A 14,974-nucleotide genomic window follows, 5' to 3' on the forward strand; every position below is an offset into this window, starting at 1 on the left:
ATTATTTCCTCTCTTTTACATCCGGAATGGTGATATAGACGCTCGTACCTTGACCTAAGACGCTTTCAACACGGATCCCGTACATCGGCCCATATACCATCTGCAGTCGCTCATGTACATTTTTCAAACCAATCGACACGCCTGAATAAACAGACAATGACTTTTGATCTAATACATCTTGCATCTCCGCGAGCAGCTTTGCATCAATGCCTGGGCCATCGTCTTTAATTAAAATTACAATAGCATTGTTATCCCTTATCGCAGATATGTGAAGATGAAGTTCTCTATTAACTGTTTTCCCTAAAGAATGAATGATTGCGTTTTCAATAATCGGCTGCAGGACAAACCGTATCATAGGATATTTCCTAAACTCTTCAGCCACATCAATCTCTGTTTGTAAAAGCTCTTCAAACCGGAACTTTTGAATATACAAATAATTATTAATATGAAGCAATTCCATGCCTAAGGTCGATTCCTTATTTCCTTCATAGAAGCTGTACCGAAACATATCTCCCAGCGCGCTGCACATTTCCTGAATTTCATATTCTCCGTTGAGGACCGCTTTCCCGCCAATGGTCTGCAGTGTATTATACAGGAAATGAGGATTGATCTGTGTTTGCAAAGCAATGATTTGCGCTTCCTTATTGCGTAATTTCATTTCATACTCCGATTCGATCAAATCGCTGATTTTTCGAGTCATGAAATTAAAATTTCTCGCCAACTGCGAAATATCATCGCTCCAATTATTTACTTTTAACGAAACGGCAAAATTTCCATTCCGCAGGGCACTCATAGCCCTACCTAACAATTGAATCGGTTTGGTAATATAGTGCTGCGACATTAAGGAGAATAAATAAATAATCAAGATCACCGCAAATAGAATTAATAAGGTGAGATTAAAAATATATTTACGGTTTTTATTCAACTCCGTACTGGGGTAAACAATATCCAGCTTCATATTGCCGTGATCCAGATAGGAGGTACCGATCAATAGTTCACGCCGGTCATTGAAATTCAACACATGCTTCAATTTCGCGCTTGGTGATGGAGGATCGGAAAAGCCTTTGACATCTTGATCATATTTCGTATCGGTTTGATAAAACCTGTCCCCCCGCGAGTTTTGCAGGACAATCACATTTGGAGCGCGATTATACTTTTCGACCATCTTCTGAATATCTTTATTTTGTATGATAAAAAGAATCGTACCGATTTTATACTTGTAATAAGGGTCGTAAACGGAAATCGCATATACAAAAAAGGACTGCTCTAAAGCAGAATCTTTGTAAGTCGTCATAAAGGTATGTTGAAAGGGCAAATTCAACAGATCTTCCGAACGGGGGATTTCTTTTACAGGCTGAAGGGAATCGTAAAAACTTGCCCTGGACCAACTTTCTTCGAGTGTATTCTTTTTTCCGTATAGCATGATTTTGATAACGTCTTCGTTCTGACTCTGGAGCAGCCTGAAATAATTGCTTAAGGAGTCTCTAACGTTGATGATATTAGCGTTGTTATAATCGTTGCCATTTTCCATAAGATTCATGATATTTTTAAACCCGTATACCTGCAGGGCCGAATAGGAAAAATTTCTGAAATACTTATCCAAATATTCGCTCAAATAATCCGCGTTCTGATCTGCGTTGCGGTACATCGTAGTCTCCAATAATTCTGTACTGGTTTTATAAAATAACATAGCTAACAAAAGCAACGGGACCATTGAAATCACTACACTGATCCAGACAATTTTCGTTTTGATGCTTCGATTCAAGAATAGCTTAATCATGCTGCTAGCCCCCTATAATTCTTCCTCTATTCTACCTCAGGGTATCTGAAATACAATCCAACAAATTGTATGATTGATGTTCATTTTTTTGTTTCACAAAAATTTTAACATAGAAAGCACAAAATCTTTTATTTCATCTCACTCCTCTGATATCTAAAATAAATTCACGGCTAACGGTTTGGTGAGCCGTAATCCAAATCAGAGAGGTGCGTTGGAAATACCATGGGAATGCGTTGGTTAACCGGTGTATTGATTTTATGTTTAACCTCATCTTCATTTGTTGTCTTCCCGGCGGAATCAAAAGCAAATGAAAAAGTATCAATCACAAAGTCGCATCAATTGGTCAAAGCCACAAACGGCCAGTACACCATTTCCTACGATTTGCAGACAGGGATTGGAGACATTGCGTTTAACGAGAATAAAATGGTTACTCAATTCCATTCCGATATTAAGGTCGCCGGCCTTGATCAACGTTACGCTTCGACAGATACTGCGAAAAGAAAAGCAACATGGAAAAAGATTGAGGAAGATAAGTACGGTTCTAACGGGCAATTACTGACAATATCCAATGAACTGGATAAAGGGCCGACAATCATCCAAAATTTTTATCTGTACCCCGATAATTCCTACCTGATGACGGAGATAGAAGTACAAAGCAAAAATCCGCTTACTGTCGAAATTATGGAGCCTATTTCCGCTTCAAAACTGGATATAGGTGAGGGATCGGATAAACGGATCTTCACTACACCTTATTCTAACAATTTTGACTTTGGCGTTGCACCTGTTCATAATTTCGGTAACAGCCAAAATGAGACGGATCGAGTTTACGGTGCAAATGAACCCTGGGGACCTTTTAACGGAGTTAGCCATTGGGTTACCGCCGTGTTTGACCAAGGGAATAATCGTGGGATAGTAGCAGGCGCAGCCACCACTAAGAATTGGAAAAGCAGTCAAAAACTCATTCAAGCACCAGCTCCTAATGCGCCCCTCGACGGCTTCTCCTTGTATAACTGGGGTGGGTCTCAGATCGGTAAGGACATCGTCTCCGATAAATTCTTCTTGGGATATTTTAATGATTATCGAACCGGCCTAGAGACATTTGGCAAAGTTTATGAAAAAGGCGAACCCAGATTGAAATGGGAAGGAAATGTTCCCGTCGGATATAACACTTGGTATTCCCACTATTATGACTATTTGACCGCTGACGCAATGTACCCGCTCGTTGATTATGTAGCGGAGAATTTGAAGCAGAAGGGCTACCAATATTTCAATCTTGATGCGGGATGGGAGAAAGCCGACGGCGATTGGACGGCGGACCCTAAAAAATGGCCGGTACGCGTTCCCGGTGAAGACCCTATGAAAAGCTTCGCAAACTACATACACGCCAAAGGGCTGAAGGCGGGCATTTATTTCAATCCGTTTAGCGTTCAAGAAAGTTATTTGGATAATCCAATTCCTAACACTACGTTTAAGTTCAGGGATACTGTCCTAAAAGATGCAGCGGGAACCTTGATCAAAACCTATATCGGTACTTACGCACTAGACCCGACTCATCCGGGTGCTCAGACTTATATACGTGATACCATACAGCGCTACGTCGACTGGGGTTACGATTACGTAAAAATCGATTTTCTTGATGTAGGTATGCAGGAAGGCGCCCACTACGACGCATCCCAAAATGGTATTCAAGCCTACAGAACAGGTTTAGGAATTATCCGAGACACGATTCTTGCAGCAGGTCGGCCTATCTTTATAGATGAATCTATAGCTCCTTTATTGCCGGGCGGTTTTGCCCATGGCCGCAGATCGGGCTGTGATACCACAATTGGCGTGCAAAACTATTCAGGCTTTGAAAGGCAGGCATTCAATACGCAGGCTTCTTGGTTCTCCAACGGAACCATATATTCGTATAACGATCCAGACATGATCATGCCTGAAAATTTTGCAAACGGATTTTGGTATAAATACAGCCAAGCGGATGGTAAACTTCTTGCGACTACAGTGGCAATGGGTGGCGGTAGCTGGCTTGCTGGCGATAATGTCCCTTTTTTGACAGAGGAACGCTATGGAATTTTGCGTAACAGCGGTTTGCTGGATCTTGTCCAAAAAGGAAAGGCAGCAAAACCTGTGAAGATGTCCAACTTCTATCACTTAGATGAGCATGCCCCAGCTGTTACCTATCTCGACGATGGTGAAGGAACTCGCTATGTTGGAATGAATAATTGGAGTGATGCACCAGCCGAAATTTCAGTTTCCTTTCACGATCTTGGGCTTCAGGAGGGCAAAACTTACGCCGTGGAAGATGTCTATGATGGTATTACACTTGGGACATTTAAGGATAAGTTTACAAAACATTTTGACGTAAAAGATTCAACGATCCTAAAAATAAGCAGTGAAACCGGAGTAACCCCAACTCCGCTTCCTAAAAATCTCGCACTGGGGCAAACCGTTACCGTATCTACTTACGGAGATAATTCCGGCTCGGCTGTTGTTGACGGAAACCCGCATACCAGTTGGAGTCCGAATGCTTTGAACGATCAATGGGTAGAAATAAATTTTGCAACCGAAACTACCTTAAACCAAGTCGTCATTAAAGAGCTTAGAAACAATACAACCTTCGGAATTGCGAATTATTCCTTACAATATTGGGACGGCTCAGCATATGTCAATTTGACGAAAGGGTATACGGTGGGTGATTGGAAGACGATCAACTTCCCTGATATCACCACATCAAAGATTCGTTTATCCATTCTTTCCGCGAATCGTTTGCCGGTTATAGGGGAAATAGAGGCTTATCATAACAACGCTACGAATACAGAACGGCTTCGCATTGATCAGGATAATAGTACAGCTCCATTTAGCAAATACAGCGATATCCGTTCTAATACGCAGCGAATGCAGGTGTTTGACATAACGAAATCAGATATTCCTAAAATGGACATTTATCTGTATGAGAGTTATGTCAACCAAGTTCCAAAAGATAATTTGTACATGGACATCGTTCAATTAAACGATCAATATATTCCAGTAAAAACACTGTTTAGTGCATCTTTACCGCCTTATAATATTCCGGGAAATTTGACGCCGTATTCCATCTATCCCCGTTTGAGCAAACTGGATACGAATGCGCATTACGCCTTTATCCTGCGTTCACCAAATTCTGTTGATGACGGTTCAATCAACAACAAATATGGGTTTGGATATCATGATAGCGATCCGTATTCGAAGGGCTTTGAACGGCTTTCTAATGACGGCGGTCTGACATGGGTGACGGAAAACGGCGGGAAACGAGACCTTATGTTCAATATTTATCAATAAACATAAGATTGCCGATCTTTCCTGAAAGTAGGGAGATCGGCTTTTTGCTTACAACAAACGTATTATGCTTTTTTATGTTTTTTTATATTTTTGCAACCAAACCCGAATTCCAACAAAATCGACAGCAACACCCCTGCCAAAAAACCATTGCTCAACAGCGGTTGCAAAACGACCGGCAGGGACGAAAATATTCCTTTCGGCATATGCATGATGCTCAAACCGGTCATGATCGGCAACCCAAGACGATAGACCACAAGTGAATCCAGCGTATACGCTTTGATATTACGGAATACAGTACCCAGCATTTGCAAGAAAGCTACAAACAATACAGCACTTCCAACGCTGACCGGTAAGGTGATGAAAAGCGAACTGACGGAGGGATTCAGTCCGATAAGCACGAATACGCCTCCTCCCAAAACAAACGGCAACCTGCGAAGTATTCTCGTGCTTTCCAAAAATCCGATGGTGGAGGTGTACGGACCGTAAGGCACTATTCCGAAGAGAGCGGATACTGATGTGTATAGGCCTGTCAGCACAAAGCTGCGCTTGTATTGGCTCTTCGTTGTGACCCGACCGTATATTTTCTCAGCCGATGTGATGGAAGCTACTGAATTGGCCATATTGATTAAGCCTGCAAGTAAAGAAACAATGATAATGCCGACGGATAAATGAGGTGTACCCCACGGGAATATGACGAACAGGTGCGAATCGCTAACAGTTGATTCCGGGATTGAAGCTGGAAAAGCCACCAGATAAACTACCCACCCCACAAGAATGCCGATAAGAATAGCAAAATTGCGGTACCAGCCCGTACCTTTCAAACTAAGCCAGCTCACCAACCCAATCAGAAAAAAAGAAACAAGCGTTTCCGCTCCATTCACTTGCACATTACCTTCCCGGACTATCATACCATCAAAAAAGACAAAAATTAGCTGGGTAGTCAACAAAAATAAATATACCGTGATGGAGTAGGTCGTAAATCCCCGCATGATTGTCTGGCTCCAGCCCGTCACACCTAAAACGACAGTAAGAAGGCCGGAAAGAAAAATTCCGACTGCGAGCGATCCTCCGACATCCGACATTGTCATGCCCATCGTTGACGATAGACTGCTCAATCCAATAATCAAGGTCCACCAAATACCTTGCGGTCCTTCCAATAACGCATATTTGTGGCCAAATATAGCCTGCAAAATGCTTCCCGCACCAGTAACGATAAACGAACAGCGTAGAGCAGCCATCATTTGATCGCCGGTCAGATGAAACGCCGCTGCAACAGAAATCGGTATGACAATCGTATTCGCAAACATAAAAAATAGCCATTGCACGGCTGCCAGTGCAACAGGTATCCAGCCCTTTCTGGACATTAGCATCCTCTCTTCCTCTCTTGGTCTGTTAACCATGAAGAAAAGATCCGGCGTGAATGCCGAATCTTTCCTTGGTGGCTTATTTATGAACTGGTGGCCGCCTTCTGGAGCAAATCGCTGGCAATTCCCTTGAAGTCGACCCCGTTTGTGCTCTCCACTTTATCTATCCATTCCGGGTGAATAGCGGATGCCCCGCAGTAGGCCCCGCATATTGAACCTACAATGGCGCCGTTCGTGTCTGCATCGTCCCCGATATTAATGACTGACAGGATGCCTTCATTGACTTGCCCCGATACGGCATAGAAGACACCCAATGACAGCGGAACAGATTCGTAGCTTTTCATCCCCGCTCCTATATGGGCATACAAGATTTCACAAATGTCCTGGACCGGTTTATCGCGATGCTGATTAACCAATTGCATGGCCAATCGTATTCTTGCCGCAATTGAAGGTCCTGGTTGATCGTATCCGCTCGATTCACCAAATAGCGCGCCGTCAATTGCCGCTTCCATTACCTCGTCAAGCGTGCAATTTCGATCCATTGCTTTGGCAATGGCGGCCGCTACCGCGCAGGCTGATCCCACGCCGGCCCTGCTTCCGTGGGAAGGAAGCGCTGAGGCGGCAGCATCTTTGATAGCTTTTGCCACGTTACCATGATAATAGATCCCAACGGGACCGACGCGCATCGCAGCTCCGTTCGTGTCGCCGTTTTTCCCGGCTTCCACGTAATTCCCTCCGGAAAGGATCGTCCCCAGAAACTTGCGCGTACTCGGTCCGATCACTGTCGATTCCAGCATCTTATGCTTCTCGGCCCATTCTCTCATTTTTTCGACGAATAAGTCCGTATCGAAACGTCCCGCTTCTATGAGAACGGAAGAAATGATCAAGCTCTCCTGCGTGTCATCTGTAATGCCGCCCGCCTCAACGGAGGCGTGAGCGGTCTGCTCTTTGTCAGGCGTCATAAAGTCCGTAATTCTGCCGTAAATTCTCCGAATCTGGGAAGGCGACATAAACGAGGCGGGCATGCCCATTGCATCGCCGATGGCGGTTGCAATTAAACTTCCGTAAGCTTTATCCAACAAATTACTTTCTCTCTCCATCGTCCCTCACCTTGCCTTCTCTATCATTTCTGTAATGCTATCATAAGTAAAAATTCCATGCGGCCCCATAAAAGTCGTGGTGATAGCGCCGCAAGCACTCGCGATCCGAGCGGACGTTGTCATATCATAGCCTTGTGAGAGCCCGTACAGGAGGCCTGCAGCAAAGCTGTCTCCCGCACCGGTCGTATCTATGCTGTTTACCTGAAAAGAATCCAAGGAAAATGATGAGTCCTCTGTCCACACCTGCACACCGCGGCTTCCTTTTTTCAACACCACATAGGCAATGCCCTTCTCCCAATAACGGGATAGATCGCGGTATCCCCAGGCCATTGTCCGCTCCAGAATGTCCAGTTCGCTTTCATTGGGGATCAGTATATCGGCTAGCTCCAATACAGCATGAAGCGTATCCTTCTGTATGGATGCGACCAGCGGACCGGGATCAAATACGAGAAACGCTCCCGCTTCTTTAAGCTTCTTCAATTGTTTCAAGATTACATGAGTAAATTCCGGTTGCAGCAAATAATATCCTGTAAGGTAAATGTGAGATATCTGAGTAAACGGGATACCCTCTAGCATTTGGGGCGTAAACTCTGCTTCGCACCCTTTGTAGGTCAGAAAGGTTCTTTCCCCGTCATTTTCAATGATCGAAATGCAGTAACCCGACTTGCTATTGTCAACATACCGGATTGCCAATTCCGAGAACTGCCGCTCTTTCAAATAAGAGCGGATAAGCTGTCCCCAGGCGTCGTCGCCGATTGAGGAGACGATATGAGGGTTTAATCCGAGATTTTGCAGCGTCGATCCTACATTGACGGCGCACCCGCCTACCCGGAAGAAGGAATCCGCGATAAGGACATCTCCCCCTCTATCAGGAGACTTGTCCACCAACGCGTATTGATCCACAATGATGCCGCCGAAAATAAGAATTTGCGTTAAAGTCATGGTCATTTCCTCACTCCGGCAACAGGATCTGGTTGTCAGCGTTCCAGTTCAGACAAACCTCATCGCCCTGACTGAATACAGACGCACCGGTATCATTTTGCAATTGCACTTTCATTTCCTGTCCATTCACATCAATCAGATAGGTCGATAAACTGCCAACATACGTGATGAATTTAATCGTACCTTTGACCCCCGTATCGTCGGTATCCGCCTTGCTAAGACGAATCCGTTCCGGACGAATGGAAACGATAATCGTTTGGCCCGGTTGGATAGCAGTGTCGGAAGCCGGCGCCGGAATCGTCATATTCCCGCCTTGATCGATAGAAAGCAGCATCCGATCGCCGTTCATTTCCCGTACGGTGCCCCGGAGAAAGTTCGAGTGCCCGATAAATCCGGCGACAAACGTGTTTGACGGCTTCTCATAAATGGCGTTCGGCGATCCGATCTGTACAATTTTACCGCCTTTCATGACGGCTATACGGTCCGAAAGGGTCATGGCTTCTTCCTGATCATGCGTGACAAAAATTGTCGTGATGCCGATCTCTTTCTGGATCATTCTGAGTTCAATTTGCATGGCGGTGCGCAAATTTTTGTCGAGCGCGCTCAAACTTTCGTCAAGCAACAAAAGCGACGGCTTGATGACGAGCGCTCGGGCCAAAGCGACGCGCTGCTGCTGTCCGCCGGAGAGCTGTCTCGGCTTTCTTTGCTCAAAGCCGGTTAGCTGTACCATCTCCAACGCTTTCGCCACTTCTCTGCGAATGTCCGTGCGCGCCATCTTTTGCTGTTCCAATCCATAAGCGACATTCTGAGCCACGGTCATGTGCGGGAACAAAGCATAGCTTTGAAAAACCATCCCGATGTTCCTGCGGTAAGGAGGGAGTGCATCGATGGTTTGCCCACTGATTGAGATCGTGCCTTCGTCCTGTCTTTCAAAGCCGGCTACCATCTTCATTGTGGTCGTTTTCCCGCACCCGGACGGCCCGAGTAAGGATAGGAAGGTTCCTTTTTCAATGGAGATGTCGATCTTGTCCAACACCCTGTTGCCGTTAAATGATTTCGTAAGATTACTTATTTCCAGATATGCCATAGCAACCTCCTACTTGAAGAAAAATTTAAGCGATGTCCTCATGATGGTCACGATAAGAATGATAATCAATGTGGTAGCCGCCAGCAGGATGGTCGATACCGCGTTGATTTCCGGTGTAAAGCCAAATTTAATGGAAGCGTAAATTTCGATTGGCAGCGTGCTGGATCCGCTGGGAATCAAAAAGTAAGACAGAATGAAGTTATCGAAGGAAATGACAAAAGCCAGGAACCCGCCTGCCAGCATGGCCGGAAACAACAAGGGCAGCGTAATGCGAAAGGCCGTTGTCCACTCATTAGCCCCAAGATTGGCCGATGCGTCGTTGATCGATAAATCCATGCTTTGCAGCCTGGCTTTGATAACCAACACCGCGTACGGCAGCGCGATGACCACATGGCCGATCAGCAGCACCGTGTAATTTTTATCGATACCGAGCGCGCTGAGCAGCAGCAAAATGGATAAGCCAAGAATGAGCCACGGGATTGTCAGCGGCAGAATCACTAGCGAATTAATCGCATTAGTGAGTTTAGAATTCGTCTGAACTAGCCAAAGCATAAGCATCGTAGCCAATATCACACAGATAACTGCGGTTGCTAAAGCGATGTATACACTGGAGAGAGCAGCGCCTATCAGCTTGTCATCCCCAGCGAGTTCGTGGTACCACTTCATGCTGAATTCAAAAGGCAACGCGTTGTATCTGGATGCATTGAATGACATCACCATAAGCACGAGGATGGGGGCGTAGAGAAACAGCATAACCAGCAAGGCATAGGTCCAGCCAAGCCCTTTTTTAATCATCTTTACACCTCCTCTTTGGAAAACCGGGAGAGTAGCGCCATGGAGAGCAAAATGATCGCCAGCAAAATAAAGGCTACGGCAGCTCCGAAATTCCACCCGAAGATTTCAAAAAATTGATCCTCGATGACCATGCCTATGACAGAGCCTTCCGTTCCCCCTAGAATCCGCGGTTCGACAAACGCTCCCAAGCTCGGGACGAACACCAGAATACAACCGGATATGATCCCTGGTTTGCTTAGTGGAAGAACGACCCGCCGAAACGTGGTGATCGGCCCTGCTTTCAAGCTTTTGGAAGCTTCTATCAAGGAATTATCCACTTTCTCCAGGGACAAATAAATCGTAATGACCATGTACGGGAAAAAGATGTGAACCATCGCGATGATAACCGCATACTGGGTAAACATAAGACCGAGTGGTCCCGAGCCGATCAAGTGCAGCTTTCGCAGCAAAATCTCCAGAATCCCTCCATCGCGGAGAAGATTTTGCCAGGAATAAGCCCGCACAAGCTGGCTTGTCCAGAATGGGATGATGATCGCTACCAGCAGCAGATTTTTACCGTTACTGATAATTTTGACCATCACATAGGCCATCGGATAACCGATCAAAAGACAAATCAAAGTAACGTAAAAGCTGATGCGGATCGTTTTCCATGTTAACTTCAGATAGAAATCTTTCTGGAAAAAATCCAAATAGTTCTGAATCGTGAAATGCCCGCTAGTCCCGTCGGTTAAAAAGCTGTAATACACCATGATAAAAAGGGGAATCACGCAGAAAGACAGGAGCAGGAACACAGCCGGACTCATCAGCCAAATCTTTTTATTCAAAAGAGCTCACTCCTCATGCTTGCATTTAATGCGATTTTACTTCCTGCCAGATCTCGTTCCACTGCTTCTTCTCGTCGTTAGTCCGATAAGAAACAAACTTCAGCTTGGCGATCGTCCCCTCGTCGAGGCCCATTTCCTTCACGAACGCTTGATCAAGGCTGCTGCTGACATCTTTGTTGACCGGAGCCGGTCCGCCCTTGTTCACCCAATTTTCCTGGAACTTGCGGTCGATCATGAAATCGATAAATTGATGCGCCAGATCCACATTTTTGGACCCGTTCACGATTGCCCAGTTATCTACCCAACCGATCGCGCCTTCTTTCGGAATCACGTATTTGATGTTTTGCCCCTGTTTTTTCATAGATGCGGTTTGACCGCTCCACATGAGAGCAATGTCGATAAATTTCCCTGCGTAAAGTTTGGAAAATTCATCGCCGCTTTTCCAATACGTCCGGTTCAACGGCTTTTGATCAATAAGCTTTTTCTTGATCGCTTGCAGGTCCGAAGGGTGGTTAGGATCCTGACCCAGTGCTAACGCAGCGGTCATGATTGCATCGTTGAAGTCGTCTCGGAAGGCGATTTTCCCTTTGTACTTATCATCAAACAAGGCTCCAACAGAATCGATCGGCTCTTTGATAACATCAGGATTATAAGCGATGGCTGTCGATCCCCATACCCATGGGACCGCGTAAAGCTTGCCGTCCTTGTAATTCTCGGGAAGCTTTTTAAACGGCTCGTAAATATGGCTGAAATTGCTAAGCTTGGCCGTGTCGACCGGTTCTAAGAGCCCTTCGTTGATCGCATCGGGTAATATAGAAGAGTTCGGCAGTACGACATCTATGCTTCCTTTTTTGCTTGTTTTGAGTCTTGTCAGCAGCTCTTCTTCAGATGCCATATATTCGTGTGTGACTGTAACGTTGTACTTGGCTTCAAACTCTTTAACAACTTCCGGATCGTTGGAGCCGTAGTCTTTCCAATTAACGACTGTAAGCACTTTTTTCTCGGAAGAAGGCTTGGCGCTGCCAGCTCCGACGTTAGGCAATGATTTGTTTCCGCAAGCGCTTGCAAAAAGAAGCATTGCAACCATGGTTGCAGCTGTAAGTGTTTTTCTCATGTCTTAATCATCTCCTTGAAGGTTAGATTCAGATGCGCATCACAGTTGGTTCACATTCGTCATGATTTTAAATTCAACAAGCGGACTATAGATAACCGTTACTTTCTCGATTTCTACATTGTTTTGACCGAACACGCTGCCTTCCGCTTTCAATAGGGATAATTGTTTCTTGTCTACTTGCAAAATCTCTTTCGCCTTTTCGTTTACTTCGACAGGCAATAAAGATATTTCCGTACGCCCAGGATAGATCTGATATTTTTCCCGCATGATATGGTATAAAGATTCTTTTTCGAAGTCATATCGCTCTAGGCCTGGAAACAAAGAAACCGGAATCAACGAGGTGTCGATCGTTAAAAATAGCACCGTATCATCTTTCTTGACCCCCCGGGCCCTGACCAACTTGAAATAATCCTTCCCCTCTACTTGCACGATTTTCTGTTCCAGCACTTTGGATACTGCAGTTTCACCGCGGTTTTTCAAATAGTCCGTAAAGCCACCAAAATTAAATATGCTGTACTTGAGCTGATTTAAACGAACAAAAGTTCCCTTTCCGCGAATTTGCTCCACCAATCCTTCGGTTACTAATAAGGATATCGCGTTCCGAATCGTCCCTCGGGTCGTATCGAACAGTTTCATCATTTCCGTTTCAGAAGGGATGGCTTCCCCCTGTCTATACTCTCCGTTCATGATCTTCGATCGAAGAATTCTTTGAAGTTGAATATAGAGGGGGGCAAAATCGTTCTTGTCTAAAATGGTAGTTACCTCCTCTAGTTGTTTAGTCATACAGATATACACTTATGTGTACAAGTTGATTGTAACAGATACTGAAACCGGTTGCAATACGGATCTGCACAAATGTCTGTTCCAAAAAAATGGAATACGCCATGGGTAAATTAAGCAGCAGCTGATTCCCAAAGGAAATGTTCCCCTCTGAGGAATGTCAGCTTTGGAATTGCCGCACTATATGATCGGCCGTCCGGATCGCGAGGGCTATCGTCGTCAACGTCGGATTCGCCGCAGAAACGGAAGGCAACGCGCTGTTGTCCGCCACGAACAAACCAGAAACGCCGAAAATCTCGCCATGTGGATTTGCCGCTGCCGTTTGCGGGTCGCTGCCGATCCTGCACGTTCCAGAGAAATGTCTCGAACGTCCTGGATACAAAACACAAATTGGGGATTTTAAAGTGACCCCCAGAACTTTGACCACATGCTTTACGCCTTCTATTGTTTGACGAATAACTTGTTTATCCCTCTCGCTGTAAGAAAAATGCACTTGCACTTCCGGAAATCCGAATTTGTCCTTCTTGAGAGGATCCAAAGTCAAATAATTGTCAAAACGAGATTCGGTTTTACCTGCTCCAAAAATAAAAAGATCCAACTCCTTAAGTACCGTTTCTTCTTCATATTTATAAATGTAATACTTGTCAAACCTTTGAATTTCAACTTGAAACGGGGACTGAAGCGTCTCGGGTATGTATATACTCAAATTACCGAGAACTTCAGAAAAATGATCCCGGCTCACAAATCCAACTGCCCATATGCCGGAATGTGAGGTAAGGTAATGACCGATCGCTCTACCTTGAATACCCGAATTGAGTAATATTCGCGGAGTTTCCAAAGTACTCGCCGATACCACTACTTTTTTAGCTTTGAGCACGAACTTTTGATTATTCGGTGTGATGACCTCGACACCGGCCGTCTTTCCATTATCGGTCAGCACCTTGGTTACATGGGCATTCACGGCAATATCGACAGGTCTGCGATTCAATGCGTAGGCAAAAAAAATGATCGAGCTGAAGAAAACGTTGGAGTGAAGCATTCCGTATTGGGACGATGCCAAATCGACCGCCATCGGTCTGTGTGCTGCTTCCGAGTAACCATTTCGTTGAAGACGCTCTAAAAAAACTTCAGAGAAAGATGAGCCTTTAGCAAAATCCGTGTTCACCTTCATGATCCGCTCCGCGATTTTGTAGTAGTCGTTCATCTCCCTGAGCGAAATTGGCCAATTCTCGATTTCGAAATTCGACATGCGCGGACTAACGGCACCCCAAAATAACGTGCCTCCGCCAAAAACAAGCTTCTTAACGAAACCTGAAAATTGCGGTCCAATGTGTGTGTACTGCTTCTCAGCCAGCATATAACCTTGTTGGAAGTTAATCGTAGGAACATTTAATACGTGGGTAGGCAAGAAGAGATTCCCTGCTTCAACCAGTCCGATCTTTTTTCCATTGTTCCCCCATTGTTCGGACAATCGCCAGAGAACGGCTCCACCTCCTGCGCCGCTGCCCACGATCAGTACGTCGTATTCGGTCTCAGCCATTTGCTCCAACGGAGTAAGCGGGATCCAATTATCGAGCTCTCCTTCAACAATCGAAGGGGGACACATCACCACATCGGATGGTTGCCCGGCGTCAGGAAGCCTTACCTGAAAGCCTTGAACAGTTCGATCGGGGTCCGTAATAGAAGGATTTTGAAGAAGAAGCTCCGCTATCTCCAGATGAAGCCGTCTTGCGATTGTTCGCAAGGTGTCCCCTTCCAGGGCAATATAGATTCTCAAGGTCATATTACATCCCTTCCTCGAATGGTTATTTAAATTCAATTGAATGTAGCGAGCTCTAATGGTCTATATTCAAAGATATTTATTTTATGA

11 protein-coding genes are annotated in these 14,974 nt (G+C 45.2%); 1 reads left to right on the plus strand and 10 read right to left on the minus strand.

The annotated features are described in order from the left end of the window. Position 1 precedes the first annotated feature (1 nt). Positions 2-1,780 carry a sensor histidine kinase gene (locus tag ACFQZT_RS05675; RefSeq protein WP_379297406.1) on the minus strand — a complete coding sequence of 593 codons (1,779 nt, stop codon included), beginning with the start codon at positions 1,778-1,780 and terminating at the stop codon, positions 2-4. Positions 1,781-2,002: 222 nt separating this feature from the next. Here ACFQZT_RS05675 and ACFQZT_RS05680 point away from each other — a divergent pair, with 222 nt between their 5' ends. Then, on the plus strand, positions 2,003-5,098 hold the full coding sequence (locus tag ACFQZT_RS05680; RefSeq protein WP_379297408.1) for a discoidin domain-containing protein: 3,096 nt from the start codon (positions 2,003-2,005) through the stop codon (positions 5,096-5,098). Between the two features lie 62 nt (positions 5,099-5,160). Here the strand turns inward: ACFQZT_RS05680 and ACFQZT_RS05685 are convergent, their stop codons facing one another. From ACFQZT_RS05685 to ACFQZT_RS05725, 9 genes are all read right to left on the minus strand, one after another. Further along, a complete protein-coding gene (locus tag ACFQZT_RS05685; protein ID WP_379297410.1) occupies positions 5,161-6,468 on the minus strand; it encodes a uracil/xanthine transporter in 1,308 nt (435 codons plus the stop codon). Positions 6,469-6,545: 77 nt separating this feature from the next. Further along, on the minus strand, positions 6,546-7,562 hold the full coding sequence (locus ACFQZT_RS05690; protein WP_379297412.1) for an ADP-ribosylglycohydrolase family protein: 1,017 nt from the start codon (positions 7,560-7,562) through the stop codon (positions 6,546-6,548). A gap of 6 nt (positions 7,563-7,568) precedes the next feature. Then, the gene (locus ACFQZT_RS05695) at positions 7,569-8,510 is read right to left on the minus strand and encodes a carbohydrate kinase family protein (RefSeq protein ID WP_379297414.1); all 942 of its coding nucleotides are present in this window, start codon (positions 8,508-8,510) and stop codon (positions 7,569-7,571) included. Between the two features lie 4 nt (positions 8,511-8,514). Continuing rightward, the gene (locus tag ACFQZT_RS05700; RefSeq protein WP_379297416.1) at positions 8,515-9,591 is read right to left on the minus strand and encodes an ABC transporter ATP-binding protein; all 1,077 of its coding nucleotides are present in this window, start codon (positions 9,589-9,591) and stop codon (positions 8,515-8,517) included. Positions 9,592-9,600: 9 nt separating this feature from the next. Continuing rightward, a complete protein-coding gene (locus tag ACFQZT_RS05705) occupies positions 9,601-10,386 on the minus strand; it encodes an ABC transporter permease (RefSeq protein ID WP_379297418.1) in 786 nt (261 codons plus the stop codon). Between the two features lie 2 nt (positions 10,387-10,388). Beyond that, complete coding sequence (locus ACFQZT_RS05710; protein WP_379297421.1) at positions 10,389-11,210, minus strand: ABC transporter permease; 822 nt, start codon at positions 11,208-11,210, stop codon at positions 10,389-10,391. 25 nt (positions 11,211-11,235) lie between these two features. Next, positions 11,236-12,324: an ABC transporter substrate-binding protein gene (locus ACFQZT_RS05715; protein ID WP_379297423.1), complete on the minus strand. Its 1,089-nt coding sequence runs from the start codon at positions 12,322-12,324 to the stop codon at positions 11,236-11,238. Between the two features lie 39 nt (positions 12,325-12,363). After that, the gene (locus tag ACFQZT_RS05720) at positions 12,364-13,107 is read right to left on the minus strand and encodes a GntR family transcriptional regulator (RefSeq protein ID WP_379297425.1); all 744 of its coding nucleotides are present in this window, start codon (positions 13,105-13,107) and stop codon (positions 12,364-12,366) included. A 157-nt stretch (positions 13,108-13,264) separates the two neighbouring features. After that, the gene (locus ACFQZT_RS05725) at positions 13,265-14,887 is read right to left on the minus strand and encodes a GMC oxidoreductase (protein ID WP_379297427.1); all 1,623 of its coding nucleotides are present in this window, start codon (positions 14,885-14,887) and stop codon (positions 13,265-13,267) included. Positions 14,888-14,974: the final 87 nt, after the last annotated feature.

Source organism: Paenibacillus sp. GCM10027628 (assembly GCF_042676385.1).
Taxonomy (GTDB): Bacteria; Bacillota; Bacilli; order Paenibacillales; family NBRC-103111; genus Paenibacillus_E.